General features: G+C 41.4%; 19 protein-coding genes and 8 tRNA genes. 15 read left to right on the forward strand and 12 right to left on the reverse strand.

What is annotated here, in order from left to right; genetic code table 11:
* The first annotated feature begins 32 nt into the window (after nucleotides 1-32).
* Nucleotides 33-740 carry a sulfate transporter CysZ gene (gene cysZ / locus NFU46_RS03745; protein ID WP_181447721.1) on the forward strand — a complete coding sequence of 236 codons (708 nt, stop codon included), beginning with the start codon at nucleotides 33-35 and terminating at the stop codon, nucleotides 738-740.
* A 73-nt stretch (nucleotides 741-813) separates the two neighbouring features.
* Here cysZ and rlmM read toward each other — a convergent pair whose 3' ends face one another.
* The 12 genes from rlmM to hemA form a co-directional block, all read right to left on the reverse strand.
* The gene (rlmM, locus tag NFU46_RS03750; protein ID WP_055022133.1) at nucleotides 814-1,899 is read right to left on the reverse strand and encodes a 23S rRNA (cytidine(2498)-2'-O)-methyltransferase RlmM; all 1,086 of its coding nucleotides are present in this window, start codon (nucleotides 1,897-1,899) and stop codon (nucleotides 814-816) included.
* Between the two features lie 9 nt (nucleotides 1,900-1,908).
* The gene (locus NFU46_RS03755; RefSeq protein ID WP_251599849.1) at nucleotides 1,909-2,277 is read right to left on the reverse strand and encodes a DUF423 domain-containing protein; all 369 of its coding nucleotides are present in this window, start codon (nucleotides 2,275-2,277) and stop codon (nucleotides 1,909-1,911) included.
* Nucleotides 2,274-2,918, reverse strand: a complete 645-nt coding sequence (locus NFU46_RS03760; RefSeq protein WP_251599852.1) for an alpha/beta family hydrolase — start codon at nucleotides 2,916-2,918, stop codon at nucleotides 2,274-2,276. Before NFU46_RS03760 ends, NFU46_RS03755 begins: the two co-directional genes overlap by 4 nt.
* A 1-nt stretch (nucleotide 2,919) precedes the next feature.
* The gene (locus NFU46_RS03765; protein ID WP_054561808.1) at nucleotides 2,920-3,816 is read right to left on the reverse strand and encodes a transcriptional regulator GcvA; all 897 of its coding nucleotides are present in this window, start codon (nucleotides 3,814-3,816) and stop codon (nucleotides 2,920-2,922) included.
* A gap of 108 nt (nucleotides 3,817-3,924) precedes the next feature.
* Complete coding sequence (kdsA, locus tag NFU46_RS03770; RefSeq protein WP_054561809.1) at nucleotides 3,925-4,779, reverse strand: 3-deoxy-8-phosphooctulonate synthase; 855 nt, start codon at nucleotides 4,777-4,779, stop codon at nucleotides 3,925-3,927.
* Between the two features lie 9 nt (nucleotides 4,780-4,788).
* The gene (locus NFU46_RS03775; RefSeq protein WP_063528688.1) at nucleotides 4,789-6,042 is read right to left on the reverse strand and encodes a DUF819 domain-containing protein; all 1,254 of its coding nucleotides are present in this window, start codon (nucleotides 6,040-6,042) and stop codon (nucleotides 4,789-4,791) included.
* A gap of 15 nt (nucleotides 6,043-6,057) precedes the next feature.
* A complete protein-coding gene (locus tag NFU46_RS03780) occupies nucleotides 6,058-6,885 on the reverse strand; it encodes a tetratricopeptide repeat protein (protein ID WP_054561811.1) in 828 nt (275 codons plus the stop codon).
* A 132-nt stretch (nucleotides 6,886-7,017) separates the two neighbouring features.
* The gene (locus tag NFU46_RS03785) at nucleotides 7,018-7,392 is read right to left on the reverse strand and encodes a SirB2 family protein (RefSeq protein WP_251599855.1); all 375 of its coding nucleotides are present in this window, start codon (nucleotides 7,390-7,392) and stop codon (nucleotides 7,018-7,020) included.
* 21 nt (nucleotides 7,393-7,413) lie between these two features.
* Nucleotides 7,414-8,952 carry a response regulator gene (locus tag NFU46_RS03790; RefSeq protein WP_175082132.1) on the reverse strand — a complete coding sequence of 513 codons (1,539 nt, stop codon included), beginning with the start codon at nucleotides 8,950-8,952 and terminating at the stop codon, nucleotides 7,414-7,416.
* A 45-nt stretch (nucleotides 8,953-8,997) separates the two neighbouring features.
* The gene (gene prmC / locus NFU46_RS03795) at nucleotides 8,998-9,840 is read right to left on the reverse strand and encodes a peptide chain release factor N(5)-glutamine methyltransferase (protein ID WP_251599858.1); all 843 of its coding nucleotides are present in this window, start codon (nucleotides 9,838-9,840) and stop codon (nucleotides 8,998-9,000) included.
* Nucleotides 9,841-9,842: 2 nt separating this feature from the next.
* Complete coding sequence (prfA, locus tag NFU46_RS03800; protein ID WP_054551648.1) at nucleotides 9,843-10,928, reverse strand: peptide chain release factor 1; 1,086 nt, start codon at nucleotides 10,926-10,928, stop codon at nucleotides 9,843-9,845.
* A gap of 7 nt (nucleotides 10,929-10,935) precedes the next feature.
* A complete protein-coding gene (gene hemA / locus NFU46_RS03805; protein ID WP_063528692.1) occupies nucleotides 10,936-12,192 on the reverse strand; it encodes a glutamyl-tRNA reductase in 1,257 nt (418 codons plus the stop codon).
* Between the two features lie 83 nt (nucleotides 12,193-12,275).
* Here hemA and lolB point away from each other — a divergent pair, with 83 nt between their 5' ends.
* From lolB to NFU46_RS03875, 14 genes are all read left to right on the forward strand, one after another.
* Entirely contained in the window at nucleotides 12,276-12,863 is a 588-nt protein-coding gene (gene lolB / locus NFU46_RS03810) for a lipoprotein insertase outer membrane protein LolB (RefSeq protein ID WP_251599861.1), read from the forward strand.
* A gap of 2 nt (nucleotides 12,864-12,865) precedes the next feature.
* A complete protein-coding gene (ispE, locus tag NFU46_RS03815) occupies nucleotides 12,866-13,732 on the forward strand; it encodes a 4-(cytidine 5'-diphospho)-2-C-methyl-D-erythritol kinase (RefSeq protein WP_175079010.1) in 867 nt (288 codons plus the stop codon).
* Between the two features lie 79 nt (nucleotides 13,733-13,811).
* A complete protein-coding gene (locus NFU46_RS03820; protein WP_054551652.1) occupies nucleotides 13,812-14,759 on the forward strand; it encodes a ribose-phosphate pyrophosphokinase in 948 nt (315 codons plus the stop codon).
* A 152-nt stretch (nucleotides 14,760-14,911) separates the two neighbouring features.
* A complete protein-coding gene (locus NFU46_RS03825; RefSeq protein ID WP_054551653.1) occupies nucleotides 14,912-15,523 on the forward strand; it encodes a 50S ribosomal protein L25/general stress protein Ctc in 612 nt (203 codons plus the stop codon).
* Between the two features lie 19 nt (nucleotides 15,524-15,542).
* Nucleotides 15,543-16,127: an aminoacyl-tRNA hydrolase gene (gene pth, locus NFU46_RS03830; RefSeq protein ID WP_082389177.1), complete on the forward strand. Its 585-nt coding sequence runs from the start codon at nucleotides 15,543-15,545 to the stop codon at nucleotides 16,125-16,127.
* Between the two features lie 34 nt (nucleotides 16,128-16,161).
* Nucleotides 16,162-17,253, forward strand: coding sequence for a redox-regulated ATPase YchF (ychF, locus tag NFU46_RS03835; protein WP_054551655.1), 1,092 nt, complete (start codon nucleotides 16,162-16,164; stop codon nucleotides 17,251-17,253).
* 637 nt (nucleotides 17,254-17,890) lie between these two features.
* Nucleotides 17,891-17,967 (forward strand) — tRNA-Met (locus NFU46_RS03840).
* Nucleotides 17,968-18,027: 60 nt separating this feature from the next.
* A tRNA-Leu gene (locus NFU46_RS03845) sits at nucleotides 18,028-18,112 on the forward strand.
* A 36-nt stretch (nucleotides 18,113-18,148) separates the two neighbouring features.
* Nucleotides 18,149-18,223, forward strand: a tRNA-Gln gene (locus tag NFU46_RS03850).
* A 4-nt stretch (nucleotides 18,224-18,227) separates the two neighbouring features.
* A tRNA-Met gene (locus NFU46_RS03855) sits at nucleotides 18,228-18,304 on the forward strand.
* A gap of 163 nt (nucleotides 18,305-18,467) precedes the next feature.
* Nucleotides 18,468-18,552, forward strand: a tRNA-Leu gene (locus NFU46_RS03860).
* 40 nt (nucleotides 18,553-18,592) lie between these two features.
* Nucleotides 18,593-18,667 (forward strand) — tRNA-Gln (locus NFU46_RS03865).
* A gap of 70 nt (nucleotides 18,668-18,737) precedes the next feature.
* A tRNA-Leu gene (locus tag NFU46_RS03870) sits at nucleotides 18,738-18,822 on the forward strand.
* A 38-nt stretch (nucleotides 18,823-18,860) separates the two neighbouring features.
* A tRNA-Gln gene (locus tag NFU46_RS03875) sits at nucleotides 18,861-18,935 on the forward strand.
* Nucleotides 18,936-19,059: the final 124 nt, after the last annotated feature.

Below are 19,059 nucleotides of genomic sequence, written 5' to 3' on the forward strand. Positions count from 1 at the left end.
GATGAGGTTTTCTCGTGCAGTTCACTCAAGGTATGGAATACTTCTTTTCTGGCTTTAAATTAATTAGCCAAAAGGGGTTGAAACGTTTTGTACTTATTCCTTTATTAATCAATATCCTGCTTTTTGGTAGTTCGCTGTTCTTTTTATATGGCTGGCTTACCGATGGCTTCGCTTACATGAACTCGTTGTTACCCGAATGGCTTAGCTGGCTTGAATGGCTAATGTGGCCGATTGCCGTGCTGGTGATTTTATTTAGTTACAGCATGCTCTTCACGGTTATCACTAATTTTATAGCAGCCCCATTCAACGGCCTACTCAGTGAAAAAGTCGAGCTTTACTTAACTGGGCAAAAAATTAATGACGACAGCCTTTTCGATACAATGAAAGATGTGCCACGTATGCTCGGCCGAGAATGGACAAAACTATGCTATTACCTACCGCGCGCTATAGGCTTTTTTATTTTATTGTGGATTTTACCTGTGATCGGGCAAGTTTTATGGGTGTTATTCACCTGTTGGATGTATGCAGTGCAATACGAAGACTATGCGTTCGATAACCATAAAATTAGCTTTAACGAAATGAAAAATGACTTGAAGCAAAAGCAAACGCTTTCTTATGGTTTTGGATTAGCGGTAATGATTTTAACTGCCATTCCATTCGTAAACTTAATTGTCATGCCTGTTGCTGTGTGCGGTGGCACCCGTTTGTGGGTCGATAATTATCGTAGTAAATACCGTTAAAATTTAGGTTTTCTGATACCTAATAAAAAGGCCAATAGTGTGAACTATTGGCCTTTTAAATTTCAAATTAATATTAACTGTAAAGGCTTTGTGGCACCTTAGTTACATTTAAATGTACCGTGACTTCTTCACGGTCATGATATAAATGTTTGGCTTGTAGTTCGTAACTTACACCATACTTTTCAAGCTCTTCTTTAATCATTTTTAAACACTCGTAAACGCTATCAAAACGTTTTTTCATCGGTAGTTTAAGATTAAAAATAAGCTCTTTTGCGTAAGCGTTCACCGCCCAATCTATCATAAGGTTTGTCACTTTAGCCGGCTTTTCTACCATGTCACACACTAACCATTGAATATTGCGCTTTTCAGGGCGGTATTTAAAACCATCTACTCTAAAGTGCTTTACCTGACCAGTTTCCATCAAGTCATCATTCATAGGGCCATTATCGATTGCGCTTACAAACATGCCACGGCGCACCAGCTGATAAGTCCAACCACCTGGGCAAGCGCCTAAATCAACCCCTCGCATGCCAGGTTGCATACGCTCTTCAGCTTCATGGGGTGGAATAAATACGTTAAAGGCTTCATCAAGTTTCAATGTTGAGCGGCTCGGCGCATCATTAGGCATACGTAAACGCGGAATGCCCATAAAGAAAGGCGAATTATTAAATGTGTATGAGTAGCCAACATAAGCACTGTCGTTTGCTAAAAATAACACATGCATAACTGGTTTTTTCTCGGCAAGCTCGCGTGTTACCTTCGAGCGCTTTTCAAGTGACTTTTTCAGTGGCGTCGAAATCTTCTTGCAGAACTTACTAAGCTCTTTACCTTCATTGGTGTCTGGCGTTTCTACACGTAGGTCACCACATTCAGGAAACTCAGCGGCAGCTTCAACAATGGCACTTACACGGTCTTCAAGTGGCATGTTATCGACTAAGGTGCCAGTAAACCATTGGCGAGCAAATACCATATTCTTGAAATCTACTTTTTTGATGATTTCTTCACCGTGGCTTGCATCAAAACATTCGTAAACAACAATGCCCGTATTTGGTTTTGTTTTTACGTAACCTGCAAAGCCTTGTTCAGCAGCCTGAAAAGTAATTTCAGCAGCGGCATCATTTTCAAAACCACTGCGACAATAAATAACTACACTCGACATAGATAACCCTTAAAACTTATATCGTGCTGCTTGAACTAACAAAATAGCCCAACCAATAATAAAACAAACACCGCCAATTGGGGTGATAGGCCCAAGCCACTTCATGCCCGTTAGTGCGAGTAAATACAAACTACCGCTAAATAAAACGGTACCTGCGATAAAAAATCCACCAGCCCAGCTTAAGTTCATGCCCCACTTAATTAATATAGCAATTGCTATCAATGCAAGGCCATGCACCATTTGGTATTCAGCAGCAGTTTTAAAAATTCCAATCGCATACTCAGAAACGCGGCTTTTTAATCCATGAGCAGCAAATGCGCCAAGCATTACCGAAAGCATGCAAAGTAAGCTACCAATCATTAAATATAGTTTGATCATTGCGCATCTCCAGCCGCTAAATTCATAATAAACTGCGCTGCATAATCTGCAGCTTGCTGTAAGTTTTCTTGTTCTGTAATGCCACTTTTTTTACGAGGTTTTAATGAGTGGTCACCATCTTTGAGAAATTTAATCTCTGGCGGATTAACCATTTCAAGCTCAGCCAGTTCTTGCTGATTCCCAAACGTATCACGCTCACCTTGCAGGACTAAAAAAGGGCATGGCATATCAACAAAATGGTCTATGCGAAGTTTTTCGGGTTTACCCGGTGGGTGAAACGGATAGCCAAAAGCAACCACGCCAGCAATTTGAGCATGGTCCTGCTCGGTACAGAGCATAGAAGCCATACGCCCACCCATAGATTTACCCCCAATAAATAGCGGCAATTCTGGCTGGCGCTCGGCTAAAACTTCACTAAAGTAGCCAAGTAATTTAGGAGCACGCTCGGGTGGCCTACGCTTGCCTGTTTCTTTTGCAATTTGCATATACTGAAAATCAAACAAGGCTACATCAATCCCATGCTGACTAATCAAGTTAGCCATTGTTTGCATAAACTCAGAATCACTGCCTGCCCCTGCACCATGGGCAAATATAAACTGTGCACGCGCCTTACCCGTTGCACTTTTAAACCACTGTAACATGTTAATACTCTTGTTCTTGTTCAACTAAGCTCAGCATCCAGTCTTTGAAAGAGACTATTTTGCCAAGCTCTGTTTGCGATTCGCGGATCACTAAATAATAAGCATTTTTACTTTCTAATGAGTGACTAAATGGAATGACGAGTCGACCCGCATCAATATCGGGTTTTGCTAAAACGCTATTACCAATTGCAACCCCCTGCCCATGCACCGCGGCTTGCAATACCATCGATGAGTGACTAAAAATCGGCCCTTGGTTAACTTGTACATTACGTACACCTGCCGTTTTCATCCAGGTTTTCCAATTTTTACGGGTGGTATCATGCAATAAGGTATGATTTGCTAAATCACTAGGTTGATTAAGCGGCTTAGGGCCCGTTAACAACAATGGGCTACATAAAGGCACTAGGTATTCAGTGTGCAGTTTATATGTCTGCACCCCGCTCCAGTGGCCACGACCATAATAAATAGCAATATCTACATCGTCAGAAAGTGAATTTTCATCCTGATCTTGCGCCTTAATTCGCACGTCGATTTCTGGATGTAATTCATTAAATAAACTAAGTCTGGGTACTAACCATTGAATCGCAAAGCTTGGCGTTAAACTTACCGTTAATGACCCTTTCGCACCTCGGGCAAGTAGTTTTTCTGTGGCATCGATCAACTGGGTAAAAATTTCTTTAATATCTAAAAAGTAGCCTTGGCCTTCTTCGGTTAACAGCAAAGAACGATTTTTACGTAAAAACAGCTTTAAACCTAAATGCTCTTCAAGGGTTTTAATTTGGTGGCTCACCGCGGCCTGCGTTACATATAGCTCTTCTGCTGCTTTGGTAAAGCTCAAATGGCGGGCAGCGGCTTCGAATGCTTTTAGTGCATTTAAAGGAGGTAAACGACGAGACATAAACACCAAACTTATAATTAGTTTTTCTTATGCGTCGATTATAGCGATACAAATAAAAAAAGGCGACCATGGTCGCCTTTTTCATACTTAAATACTTATATACTTAAATTATAAATCGCTTGCGCTGGTATCGAGTGGTGCAAAGCTTTTAACTAAGTCATCAACCGCTTTCATTTGCGATAAATAACCTTCTAGCTTGCTTAGTGCAAGTGCACATGGACCATCACATTTTGCTTCATTCGGATTAGGGTGCGCTTCAATAAATAAACCCGCAATGCCTAATGCCATACCACTGCGAGCAAGTTCTGCAGCTTGAGCACGACGACCATCCGCAGAGTCAGCTCGACCTCCTGGGCGTTGTAATGCGTGTGTTGCATCAAAGATTACCGGCGCCATAGGCTTCATGTCATCCATACCAAGCATATCAACCACAAGGTTGTTATAACCAAAACTAGTACCACGCTCACACAGTGCAACATTGTTGTTGCCCGCTTCATTAAACTTCTTAATGATATGACGCATTTCGTGTGGTGCCAAAAACTGCGGCTTTTTCACATTGATAATAGCACCAGTTTTTGCCATGGCTACAACTAAGTCAGTTTGACGAGCAAGAAATGCCGGTAATTGAATTACATCAACCACTTCAGCTACAGGAGCAGCTTGATGCGGCTCATGTACGTCAGTGATCAGTGGCACATTAAAAGTAGATTTAATTTCTTCAAAGATTTTTAAACCTTCTTCCATACCAGGGCCTCGGTATGAATTAATTGAAGAGCGATTAGCTTTATCAAAAGAGGCTTTAAACACGTATGGAATGTTTAGCTTTGATGTAACTTCTACATAATGCTCCGCAATACGCATCGCTAAATCACGTGATTCAAGTACGTTCATACCGCCAAACAATACAAATGGTTTGTCGTTGGCTAATTCAATCTCGTTAATTTTAATTAACTGGTTGTTCATTTCTATTCCTTAAGGTGCAACAGCTTGTAGCATTAATCCACAAATATAAGCCATGTAAGTACCTACACCATAGCCTAAGACAGCAAGTAAAACACCTACTGGCGCAAGTGATGGGTGGAATGCTGATGCGACAACAGGTGCTGATGCCGCGCCGCCTACATTGGCTTGAGAGCCTACTGCCATATAAAAAAGTGGTGCTTTAATTAGTTTCGCCACAATAAGCATTAAGCTTGCGTGAGTAATCATCCAAATAACACCGAGTACAAAGTACATTGGCGAGTCAAAAATCGCGGTAATATTCATGTGTAAGCCAATTGAAGCAACAAGAATATACAAAAAGCTTGATGCTACTTTTGAAGCGCCAAAGGCTTCAATATGGCGAACTTTAGTAAACGATAAACTAATACCAATTGTGGTTGAGATAACGATCAACCAAAAGAATTTACTGTTTAAACTATACTCTTGTGCCCACGGGAAGTTAGCCCCAAAAAACGGACCTAAAAAGTCAGCACAAAAATGCGCCAGGCCTGTAATACCAAAGGCAATTGCAATAATTGTCATGTAATCATTTAAGGTAGGCATGCGCGCATGCTCAGCGTGATACTTTTCTACGCGCTCTTTTAAATCTTCAATTGCACGCGTATCTGCGCCTGTTTTAGCATCAATCGCCTTATGGTTTGCTGCCATTAATAACAGTACAGCCATCCATAAGTTAGCCACAATTACGTCAACAGTCACCATTGCAGAGAAGATATCGCCGCCTACTTCAAACATTTCTTTCATTGAAGCTTGGTTTGCACCGCCACCAATCCAGCTACCGGCGATGGTCGTCATACCACGCCAAACAGCATCAGGGCCATGACCACCCACAGCCTCTGGGTAAACAGCACTCATAACTAAGATAGCCAGTGGACCACCGATAACAATACCCATGGTGCCTGTTAAAAACATGATTAATGCTTTTGGCCCGAGGTTTAAGATCGCTTTTAAATCAATACTAATAGTAAGCAATATCAAGCAAGCTGGTAGTAAATAGCGTGACGCCACAAAATATACATTTGAAGAATGGCCATCAACAATACCAAAGGTATTGAGTAATGATGGTAAAAAGTAGCAAAGCAATAATGCCGGTACATATTTATAAAATTTTTGGCAGGCAGCATTATTACTGTGCGAGGTTTTAAAAATAAACCCCAAAATAACGGCAAGCAAACCAAGTACGACTGCGTCATTGGTAATTAGCGCACTGTGGGCGTCAGTCATAAATGTTCCTTTAAATTAGTGGTGTGTATTATTGTTGTCTTCTATTTCAGCAATTTGATGCTGAATAACTTCGATAGCAGGATCATCTGGGCACTCATTAACAAAGTACTGCAAATCATCACGTGCCATTTTTGGGCAATCTAGCTGATTAAGTAAATAGCCGCGGTCACGACGCTCATACGGGTCATCACCAAGTAATTCCATCAGCATTTCTACACAATGCAAAGCATGGCCAAATTTACTTTCGCTGATAAACGACCATTTTTGTTGAGCTAGATACAGCTTATACAGCTCTTCTTCAAAAATCAGTTCAAGCGGTTCTTGCTCATCGCCATTTTCTTCACAGGCGTTCTCTGGTGTTATATACCAGCTCTGCTGACCTGTGCTTGGCTCAATTAAATAACCTTCTTCATCACTCATCCCAACGTGAACGTGCACGTCTCCCTGACTAAGCGTGACTGTGGCATCAAGTTCAGCATGCTGTAATAAATGACAAAGTAAAATTGCCAGCGTGGTTTGTGTGCCACTGCGCATGGTAATGGTGTAGCTAAAGCTATTTAACGTGTACTCAGGCACTTTTAAGCTTGATGAGCTAAACAGCCATTGCTGATAAAAGGTATCAAGTAACTTATCGAGACGCTCATGTGGCTCTTTTAATTCAGCGCAAAGAGCTGTTACCGTATTTTCAAGCTCATTAAGGGTGTCATAACAGGCTGTTAAATCAGCTTGTTGGTCCCACTTTAATTCGGCGTCGATACAACGATAAAGCACTTTAGAAGAAAATGCGTCAAAGGCCTCATCTTGATAGGATTCATTTTGATCTTCAAACCAAGGGGTGGTCATTTATACTGCTACATCTCTTTCAAAAACGAACAGCTAGTTTACCTACTTTTGCCCTAAGTTACCAATACTGAGCGATGAGATATAAAAAAGCGGTACAACAGCCAATGCCATCAAATACCGCCTAGAGATTTGTTATAAAAGAAGTGCTGTTTTTGCAGACGCTAAATAACCAATTGCTAATAAAATAAGCGTGGTTATAGCAAGTAATATAACCTTCGCGCCTTGTGCGCTTTGCTTAGCTGCAACAATACCTAGTACAATATAAGCTACCACTAAGATTATCTTTTCTAATAACCAAGATTGTTCAAGTGGGTTAAAACCTGCAATTACAATCAATGCCACGGCAGAAACAAGTAATAAGGTGTCGATACTGTGGCTGCCAATAAACACCACTTTATTTTTTGCCAGAGCGCCCGTCTTTAAGCGTGAAAAAGAACGAACGTAAAATAAGATAATACTCAACACGGCAAATAACATGTGAGTATGTTTTACTGCTAAATAATCCATATGCCCCTAATTTTATTTTAATTAATCTGGATAACGTACAAGTACGTCTTCAATTTCTTTAACACGCTGATTAAACACTTCGATTAGCTTAGGATCAAATTGTTTACCCTGTTGCGCATTAATTTCTTTAACTACATCGTCAAGTGACCACGGCTCTTTATAACAGCGCTTATGGCGCAGTGCATCAAACACATCAGCTAAGGCGACAATGCGACCTGCAATTGGAATGTCATCACCTTTTAAACCTTTCGGATAGCCTGAACCATCCCAACGCTCATGGTGCGATAACGCAATAATCGCCCCAGTATTAACAATGTCACGATTTGAACCTTTTAAAATTAAATGACCTTTTTCAGCATGTTGCTGCATAATGGCCCACTCTTCGTCGGTAAGTGGCCCAGGCTTATTTAAGATAGCATCAGGAATACCCACTTTACCCACATCATGCAGTGGCGCAGCTAAGCGAATAAGCTCTGCTTCGCGTTTTGATAGACCATAGCCCATGGCAAGTTCATAACAAATGTGCGATACACGTTTTACATGATTACCGGTTTCTGTTGAACGTTGCTCTAATGCTTCACTAAGTCTAAATACTAACTCTTGCTGTGTTGCTTCAATTTCAGATTGTAGCTGCACATTTTCATACGCCAGCTGTACATTTTGCGAGAAAATTTCAATCAAATGGCGCTGAGTGTCAGTTAAATGCTTCGGGATACCGGAAATAAATAACATCGAGTTGTGATTACATTCACTACAGCAATAAGCAAATAAATAGTTTTCACGGTAGACGATGGTTTTTTCGCTCAGTGCTTGTTGGCAGGCTTGTAACTGCTCCTCATCAAGCACTTCTTCAATCGCCTTGCCTTCACTGCGTTCAAACTCACCTCGCCCTGAAAACACCACTAGCTTCTTTTGGTTATCTTGCGGGTTACTGGCAACTAAACTTGTTGCATACATAGCTTGATCAACAGTACCTAGCAATGAGGTAAGTTGCTGCATCACCCCTTCAATAAAGCTCTCAAGAGAATGAGTCGAAAAAATATCTCGCGATGCTTTAATAATTTTTTCGAGGCCTTGGCGAGATTGCTCAATCGATAAAATGTCACGGTAAGAACGTAAGCTCGACATCACCACAGTGAATAGTTTTTGTGCGGTTAATTCAGTTTTTGATTTGTAGTCATTGATATCGTAATTAACGATAACTTGGCGCTCTGGCGCTTGCCCAGGCTGGCCTGTACGAAGAATGATACGAATGTGATTATTTTTTGCGGTTTCGCGAATAAACTTAGCGACTTTGAGGCCTGCATCGTCGGTTTCCATAACCACATCGAGTAGTACGATAGCAGCATCTGGGTGCTGTTGAATAACCTGCTTGGCTTCTTCACCCGAATAGGCGCTAATAAACTCTAAACGTTTATCTTGAAATTCAAAGTCACTCAACGCAAGCTTTGTTACGGCATGTACTTCTGGCTCATCATCTACGACGATGACTTTCCAGCTACCCTGAACCACCTCATTTACTTCATCAAGTGCTTCATCCGAAAACAAAAAATCATCCATTCTATGGGATCCTCAAAGGCTATGTACGCACAGTGCACTTAATTGTTATTTAGGCCATTGTGCTAACGTTACACGGTCATTACCGCCAAGATCTTTAATTGTAAGTATATGGCTATACGACATTTGTGCAAAAAATTCTTGTACCTTCACACTTTGTTTGTAGCCATGTTCAATTAAAAGATAGCCATTTGTTGCTAAATAGTCACGTGCGATAGTAATAATTTGTTTTATATCAGCCATACCGTCGTCATCTGCAACTAATGCAGAGAGCGGTTCAAAGCGAACATCGCCTTGGCTTAAATGCTCATCATCATGTTCAATATACGGAGGATTGCTAACAATTAGGTCAAACTTTTGTGTGCTTACTGCACTAAACCAATTGCTCAACGCAAAAGTGGCGTTGTTAATATTGAGTCGTTGTTTATTCTCTTTGGCAAGCTCAACTGCATCAGCCACTCTATCAACCCCTGTCACCTGCCAATTAGGCATTTCACTGGCTAATGCCAAGGCAATTGCCCCTGTGCCAGTGCCTAAGTCAAGCACGTTTGCAGCAGTAGGTAACTCAAGGCTTAAAGCATATTCAACTAACGTTTCGGTATCAGGTCTTGGGATCAGAGTTGTTGGATTAACCTTTAAAGGAAGACTCCAAAATTCACGGAAACCAACAATGTGAGCAACTGGTTCACCATTTAAACGACGCTGACATGCTTGTTCAAAATCACGTTGTTGCTGTTCGGTAAGTTGTTTTTCGGGCCAGGTAAATAAATAACTGCGAGGTTTATCAAGAATGGATAATAACAGAACTTGTGCGTCTAACTTAGCACTGTCGCTGCTAGGCGTTAATAACGCCGTTGCAGCAACAATTGCTTGTTCAATGCTTTGCGGCACGATTATTCATCGCCCATCGCAGCAAGTAAGTCAGCTTGGTGTTCTTGCATTAGAGGTTCGATAACACTTCCTAAATCACCGGCAACTACTTCATTCAAACGATAAAGTGTTAAGTTAATACGGTGATCGGTAATACGACCTTGCGGGTAGTTATAGGTACGAATACGCTCAGAGCGGTCACCACTACCTACTAGGTTACGACGTTCTGACGCTTCAGCCGCTTGACGCTTTTCATCTTCAGCTTGTTGTAAACGTGCACCTAGTACAGACATCGCTTTGGCACGGTTTTTATGCTGTGAACGCTCATCCTGACACTCTACAACCACACCCGTTGGAATGTGTGTAATACGGATTGCTGAGTCAGTTTTATTTACGTGCTGACCACCGGCACCCGATGCACGGAAAGTATCGACTTTGATATCAGCAGGGTTAATTTCAATTGCTTCCGCTTCAGGAATTTCTGCCATAACGGCTACTGTACAAGCTGAGGTATGAACACGGCCTTGCGACTCAGTCTCTGGTACACGTTGTACACGGTGCGCACCTGATTCAAACTTAAGCTGACCATACACGCCTTCGCCGGAGATATGCGCAATGACTTCTTTATAACCGCCGTGCTCACCTTCGTTAGTACTTACTACTTCTACTTTCCACTTTTTAGTTTCAGCGTAGCGGCTATACATACGGAATAAATCACCTGCGAAGATAGCAGCTTCATCACCACCCGTACCGGCACGAACCTCTAAATAGACGTTATTATTGTCTTTAGGGTCTTTTGGTAGCATTAGAATTTGGATTTCATCTTCTAATGCAATAATTTGTGCTTTTGCTTCTTTGTATTCTTCTTGCGCCATTTCACGCATATCAGGATCAGAGTCTTTTAACATTTCTTCTGCTGTAGCAACATCATCTTGCGCTTGTTGGTACGCTAAAAATGCTTTTACGATTTCTTCTAATTCTGAGTATTCTTTAGATAAGGCACGAAAGCGATTTTGGTCGCTGATCACAGAGGGGTCGCTTAGTAGCGCTTGCACTTCCTCATAACGCTCAACTAAGGTTTCTAATTTTCTATAAACAGACTCTTTCATTTAACGACTATTCCTGATCAATACCTAACATTTTCTTTAATTGGCTTAACTCCGCTGCTTCACCTTTTTTAGCAGCATCTTGAATGGCACGGGTAGGTGCGTGCATCAAGCGGTTGGTCAGTTTGTTTGCCAACTCGAGTATTACTTTTTCTGCCTCTTTACCTGCTTGTAGCTGGCCAAGGGCTTTTTCGACAAGTTCTGACTTTATATCTTGTACATCGTTGCGATAATGGCGAATAAGATCCACCGAATCGAGTGAACGCAACCACATAGCAAATTCATCGGTACGTGAGCGAATAATAGCTTGCGCTTGCTCCGCAGCCTGCTCACGGGCGGCGATATTCTCGCTTACTATGGCTTGTAAGTCATCAACTGAATACAAATAGGCAGCATCTAATTCGCCTACTTGGCTTTCGATATCACGCGGTACCGCAATATCGATAAATAACATTGGTTTGTGGCGGCGCTTTTTCAACGCCTGTTCTACCACCCCTTTACCAATAATAGGCAAGGTACTGGCGGTTGAACTAATAACAATATCGGCGTCGTGTAAACGCTCAGGTAACTGGGCAAGCGCAATCACATCGGCGTTAACCTCACTGGCTAACGTTTTAGCGCGTTCAATAGTACGGTTTGCCACCGTGATTTTTTGCGGATCGTTTTGGTATAAGTGCTTAGCAACTAATTCAATCGTCTCACCTGCACCAATTAGCAGTACATTGGTTTTATCTAGTTTGCCGTAAATATGTTTCGCAAGATTAACCGCAGCATAAGCAACCGATACTGCGCTAGCACCAATGTCAGTTTCGGTACGAACTTGTTTTGCCACAGAAAATGTTTTTTGAAACAAGCGGTCAAAGGTTACACCAATGGCATCGTGAGTTTTTGCATTATGGTAGGCTTGTTTTATTTGCCCTAAAATTTGCGGCTCGCCAAGTACTAACGAATCTAGACCACAAGACACCCGCATTAAGTGATTAATTGCTTCGTGATCTTCATGGTAATAGATATTGTTGCTCAGTTCTTGTTCATCCAAACCATGGAAACTGGCTAACCAGTGCAACAAGGTTTGGGAATTACGCTCGGCAAGGCTACAATAGATTTCAGTTCGGTTGCAGGTCGAAACAATAACCGCTTCATTAAAATGCGCATGACCACTTAATTGCTGTAACGCCTCAGACATTTGCTCAGGCGAAAACGCGACTTTTTCGCGTAATTCTACGGATGCGGTTTTGTGATTTATACCAAGTGCTACGATGGTCATATGTACCAAATATTGCTAAGCCCAGCTGTAAAGGCATTAATTTTACCAAAAATCAGCGGAATATGGAAAGTAAGGAACGACATTTGATTAAACAATATTTGATTTTATTCATGTTTTTTTTATTTATCGGCGGTTGTGCGCAAAAAATTTCAACAGTTGATTACATTTATCCTGACTGGAAAAGCCGATTAGAACAACAAGCTCAATGGCAAGTGCAAGGCAAAATGGCATTTATTAGTACAGAGCAGCGCCAGTCAGCCAATTTAAATTGGCAACATGATGAGCAATACAGTGACATGGTACTTACCAGTTTTATTGGTACACGCATTTTGTCTTTAAAACAAAATGCACAAGGTGCTGAACTTGAGTATGACGACAATGTTTATGCCGACCGTGATGCATCAATGTTGTTATATCGTTTAACCGGTTTTTCAATCCCATTGGATAATGCCGCAAAATGGCTAAAAGGCACTGTCGAGAACGATCAAGCCAGCTATGATGAGCAAGGCCGTTTAAAAAGTCTTGTTTGGCAAGCTCACAATGGTCAACAGTGGCAGATTACCTATTCAGATTACATCCAACAAGATGGTTATTGGCTTCCTGTTAAGCTAAGCCTTAAAAACAATAAAATTCGTATTAAAATTCAACTTAATGATTGGCAGTTAAATTAATCATGACACACACTTCAACCGCCCCGCTAACTCTTATAGCACCTGCAAAACTTAATTTATTCCTTCATATAAATGGTCGCCGTGAAGATGGCTACCATGAACTCGAAACCTTATTTACCTTTTTAGAGTTTGGTGATGACTTAACATTTACGGTTAGTAACGAGCCAGATATTTCTGTAACTGGTGATACAAACGGTATTGAGCTTGCAGATAACCTTATATATAAAGCAGCCCGTTTATTACAACAACACTGTAATTGCCAACAAGGCGCTTCAATAAAGCTATTAAAACGTTTACCTATGGGCGGTGGTGTTGGCGGTGGCTCATCTGATGCCGCCACTACCCTACTTGCTCTTAATAAACTATGGGGCTGTGATTTATCACTTACAGAATTAGCAGAGCTTGGGGTGAAATTAGGCGCTGATGTACCAGTATTTATAAATGGTCACACTGCCATTGCGCATGGGATTGGCGAGCAACTAGAAAATGTTGAATTACCGCAAAGTTGGTTCTGTGTGGTGCATCCAGGGCAGCATGTGAGCACCGCGAAAATTTTTACTCACCCAGATTTAAAGCGCGACACACCTAAGCTAAAAGCAGACTGGCAAACAGAAAATTTAGGCAATGATTGTGAGGCTTTAGTTAAAAAGCTCTGCCCCGAGGTTGAAAAAGCCCTGCAGTGGTTGCTAAAATACGCCCCGTCAAAGATGACTGGTACAGGCGCTTGCTGCTTTGCTGAGTTTTCAACCGAGGCACAAGCACAACAAGTTTTAGCTCAATTACCAGAAAAATGGACAGGTTTTGTTGCAAGTAGTGCTACACTTTCTCCTGCTCATACAGCATTAAATGCTCACTTTGAAATGAAGTAACGTACAAGTAAATGTTAACCTGCTTTGGTGCCTACCATAGCCTGTTAGTCCCAAAATTCAGTGCCTGAGGAACCCTACCGTGCCTGACATGAAGCTCTTCGCTGGTAACGCAACACCTGAGCTAGCTCAAAAAGTTGCAAAACGTTTGTATATTGAATTAGGCGATGCTGTTGTTGGCCGTTTTAGTGACGGTGAGATCAGTGTTCAAATTAATGAAAATGTTCGTGGCTCTGACGTTTTCATTGTCCAATCAACCTGTAACCCTACTAACGATAACTTAATGGAGCTTATCGTTATGGTTGATGCCCTACGTCGTGCGTCTGCTGGACGTATTACTGCCGTTATCCCTTACTTTGGTTATTCACGTCAAGACCGCCGCGTGCGCTCTGCTCGTGTACCAATTACAGCTAAAGTAGTTGCAGATTTCCTTTCAAGTGTTGGTGTTGACCGCGTTCTAACGGTTGATTTACACGCTGAACAAATCCAAGGTTTCTTCGACGTACCAGTTGATAACGTATTTGGTAGCCCAGTTCTACTTGAAGATATGAAAGAACGCGACTTCGATGACGTTGTTGTTGTTTCTCCTGATATCGGTGGTGTTGTTCGAGCTCGTGCAATCGCTAAGCTATTAAACGACACAGACCTTGCTATTATCGACAAGCGTCGTCCACAAGCAAACGTTTCACAAGTAATGCACATTATTGGTGACGTTGAAGGTCGTGACTGTATCATCGTTGATGACATGATCGATACCGGTGGTACTTTATGTAAAGCAGCAGCAGCGCTTAAAGAACACGGTGCAAAACGCGTATTTGCTTACGCTACTCACCCAGTACTTTCAGGTAATGCAGCTGAGAACATTCGTAACTCAGTCATTGACGAAGTTATCGTAACTGACTCAATCACACTATCTGATGAGCTTAAAGCAATTGATAAAATCAAAGTGCTTACACTTGCAGATATGCTTGCTGAAACAATCCGTCGTATCAGCAACGAAGAATCTATTTCAGCGATGTTTGAACACTAATCAACATCACTGCAATACTAAAAAAAGCACCGCTTAGGTGCTTTTTTTGTAGTCGTTATTTATTTTCCCCAAAAGGGGTGGTATGATAGCGCGCCTTTTGGCTGGGGACCTTGGTCGCAAAGGCCCTAAGACTATTAATTATTGGAGACATTATGTCAACTTACACATACAATGCAGAATTACGTACAGAAACAGGTACTGGTGCGAGCCGCCGCCTACGCCGTGAAGATAAAGTTCCTGCAATCCTTTACGGTGCTGACAAAGAAGCTGCATCAATCGTTCTTGCACACAAAGATATGATCAAAGCGCAAGAAGACGAAGGTTTCTACACGCACATCCTTACTTTAAACATCGGTGGCGAGTCAGTTGAAGCTATCCTTAAAGATATTCAACGTCACCCGTACAAGCCTAAGATCACTCACTTAGACTTCCAACGTGTAGATGCTACTCACAAACTTCACACTAAAGTGCCTGTACACTTCATCGGTGAAGAGAAAGTAACTAAAGCTGGTAACACTGTTGTTCACCAATTAACTGAAATCGAAATCACGTGTCTTCCTAAAGCACTTCCTGAGTTCGTTGAAGTTAACGTTTCAGATTTAGTAGCTGGTGATTCAATCCACCTTTCTGACCTTAAACTTCCTTCAGGTGTTTCATCTGTTGAGCTAACTAAAGGCGCTGATCACGATCAGTCAGTTGTTACTGTTAAAGCTAATAAAGCAGCTCCAGCTGAAGAAGAAGCTTCAGAAGACGCTGCAGAATAATTTTTAAGGTGTAAACACCTTGAATTCTATTCAAATGCTTGTGGGCCTGGCTAATCCAGGCCCCGAATACGCAAACACACGCCATAATGCAGGTGCTTGGTTCATTGAAGAACTGGCTGCACGTTATAACTGCACACTCAAACATGATCCTAAATATCACGGCCTCACCGGCAAAGTGATTATTCAAGGCCAAGAATTTAAATTACTGATCCCTACAACTTATATGAATTTAAGTGGTAAGGCGGTGAGTAGTCTCGCTAATTTCTTTAAAATCCCTGTTGAGAACATTCTCGTTGCTCATGACGAAATGGACTTAGATCCTGGGATTGCAAAACTTAAAAAAGGTGGCGGCCACGGCGGTCACAATGGTTTAAAAGATATTATTGCGAAAATGGCAAACCAAAAAGACTTCATGCGCCTTCGCATTGGCATTGGTCATCCAGGTCACCGAGAAATGGTAACAGGCTGGGTGCTAGGTAAAGCCGCGAAAGACGATCAAGAAAAAATGGACGCCGCCGTTGACGAAGCAGTTCGTTGTATGGAAATACTTGCAAAAGATGGTGTGTTAAAAGCACAAAACAGACTACATTCATTTAAACCTTAATCCGTTTTAATGAAATTACACAAGGTATCTTACTATGGGTTTTAAATGTGGCATCGTTGGTTTGCCAAACGTTGGTAAATCAACTCTATTTAATGCACTAACTAAAGCGGGTATTGAAGCCGCTAACTTCCCTTTCTGTACCATTGAGCCTAACACGGGTGTGGTACCGGTTCCTGATGCGCGCTTAAATGATTTAGCCGCTATCGTAAATCCTCAGCGTATTTTACCAACGACGATGGAATTCGTTGACATTGCCGGTCTAGTAAAAGGCGCATCGAAAGGTGAAGGTTTAGGTAACCAATTCCTAGCAAACATTCGTGAAACAGATGCGATTGGTCACGTTGTTCGTTGTTTTGAAGACGAAAACATTGTTCACGTTGCTGGCACAATTGACCCTGCTGATGATATCGATGTAATTAACACTGAATTAGTACTTGCTGATATGGACAGTGCTGATAAAGCGATTGTTCGTAATGCTAAAAAAGCAAAAGGCGGCGACAAAGACGCTAAAGAGCAAAATGCTGTTTTAGAAAAAGTAAAAGTACACTTAGATGAAGGTTTAACGTTACGTTCTTTAGAACTAACAAAAGAAGAAAAAGCAGCGATTAAGCCGCTTAACTTCTTAACAATCAAACCTACCATGTATATTGCTAACGTGGCAGAGGATGGTTTTGAAAATAACCCTTACCTAGACAAAGTCCGTGAAATTGCTGCTGCAGAAGATGCGGTTGTTATTCCAGTATGTGCAGCTATTGAATCTGAGTTATCTGAACTTGAAGAAGAAGATAAACTAGAATTTATGGCTGACCTAGGTTTAGAAGAACCAGGTCTTAACTTAGTGATCCGTGGTGGTTACGAGTTACTTAAATTACAAACCTACTTCACTGCTGGCGTTAAAGAAGTACGTGCATGGACAATCCCAGTAGGTGCTACTGCACCACAAGCTGCGGGTAAAATCCACACTGACTTTGAGCGAGGCTTTATTCGTGCACAAACTATCGCATTTGACGACTACATTGCGTTTAAAGGCGAAAGCGGTGCTAAAGAAGCTGGTAAGATGCGTCAAGAAGGTAAAGAGTACATCGTTAAAGACGGCGATGTGATGAACTTCTTATTTAACGTATAAGCATATTTGCTCATTCGATTATTAAAGGCTCGTTATTACGAGCCTTTTTTATTGCCTAAATATTACTAACCCTTCCCTAAATCATCAAAGCATGGTGGGTAATACTTCTGCAGCCTTACCTCTGCTTGTTCTTTTTAGTGATGTACGGTGTTATTTATGCTTAACAGTGAATCGTCGTCGAAAGCAAATGAGTGATAACAACAGTTAATTAGAGGGGATTTCAAAGCTCGCTAGCAATTTTGCGACCTATTGACTGCTCGATTAGCAAATTGTGGGGATTTTAAAAGTAAAAATAAGCCCCCTTAGTGACAAAATAGCCTATATAAATTCATTCGCTTTCACTTTTTTATGTTTAAATCACCTAAAAGATCACGCTAACTAATTTTGAAACTTGATTTTTGTATGAAAATCAAGCAACTTTAAATGTACGTTTTAAAACTCTTACGATGCGTTTGGGAATTAAACTCATAAATTGCAGTCAAAAAAACAGCAATTTAAATGAAATTTCGCCACTTAGCTTAATTTTAATGCAAACAAACACTGATAAGCATTTTTTTGCAAAAAAGGTGTTGACGGATTTAGGTCATATCAGCATAATACGCCCCGCACTCAGCGATGAAGTGCTAACAAAAAAGATGGCTAAGTAGCTCAGTTGGTTAGAGCACATCACTCATAATGATGGGGTCACAGGTTCAAATCCCGTCTTAGCCACCATTATTTTTGTTGCTCAATGAAGAGTTTAAAATAACTACCAGTACCTTAAGTACGAATGATGCGGGAGTGGCGGAATTGGTAGACGCGCTGGATTTAGGTTCCAGTAACTTCGGTTGTGAGAGTTCAAGTCTCTCCTTCCGCACCATGTTCTTGATAAGAACTCAAACTATCAAGCTTTTGTTGGGATATCGCCAAGCGGTAAGGCAGCAGGTTTTGATCCTGCCATTCCCAGGTTCAAATCCTGGTATCCCAGCCACGATGGCTAAGTAGCTCAGTTGGTTAGAGCACATCACTCATAATGATGGGGTCACAGGTTCAAATCCCGTCTTAGCCACCATTCTTTCTTGAGAATGGCTCTGCAGGAGTTAAAGCTGCACTCAATGAAGAGTTTAAAATAACTACCAGTACTTTTAGTACGAATGATGCGAAGTAGCGGAATTGGCCGATGTCTTGATTAAGACGCTGGATTTAGGTTCCCTTACTACAAACGCAAAAGGTATGCGGGAGTGGCGGAATTGGTAGACGCGCTGGATTTAGGTTCCAGTAACTTCGGTTGTGAGAGTTCAAGTCTCTCCTTCCGCACCATGTTCTTGATAAGAACCAAAACTATCAAATTATTCTTTGTTGGGATATCGCCAAGCGGTAAGGCAGCAGGTTTTGATCCTGCCATTCCCAGGTTCAAATCCTGGTATCCCAGCCACTTTCTCAAAGTGTCAAAGAATGCTCAATGAAGAGTCTAAAATAACTACCAGTACATTAGTACGAACGATGCGGGAGTGGCGGAATTGGTAGACGCGCTGGATTTAGGTTCCAGTAACTTCGGTTGTGAGAGTTCAAGTCTCTCCTTCCGCACCATGTTCTTAAGTAGAACTAAAACTCTTCAAGTTTAGCGTTGGGATATCGCCAAGCGGTAAGGCAGCAGGTTTTGATCCTGCCATTCCCAGGTTCAAATCCTGGTATCCCAGCCAACTAACTTCTAATATCTAACTTCTAATATCTAACTTCTAATATCTAACTTCTAATATCTAACTTCTAATATCTAACTTCTAATATCTAACTTCTAATATCTAACTTCTAATATCTAACTTCTAA

Source organism: Pseudoalteromonas sp. NCCP-2140 (assembly GCF_023708065.1).
Lineage (GTDB): Bacteria > Pseudomonadota > Gammaproteobacteria > Enterobacterales > Alteromonadaceae > Pseudoalteromonas.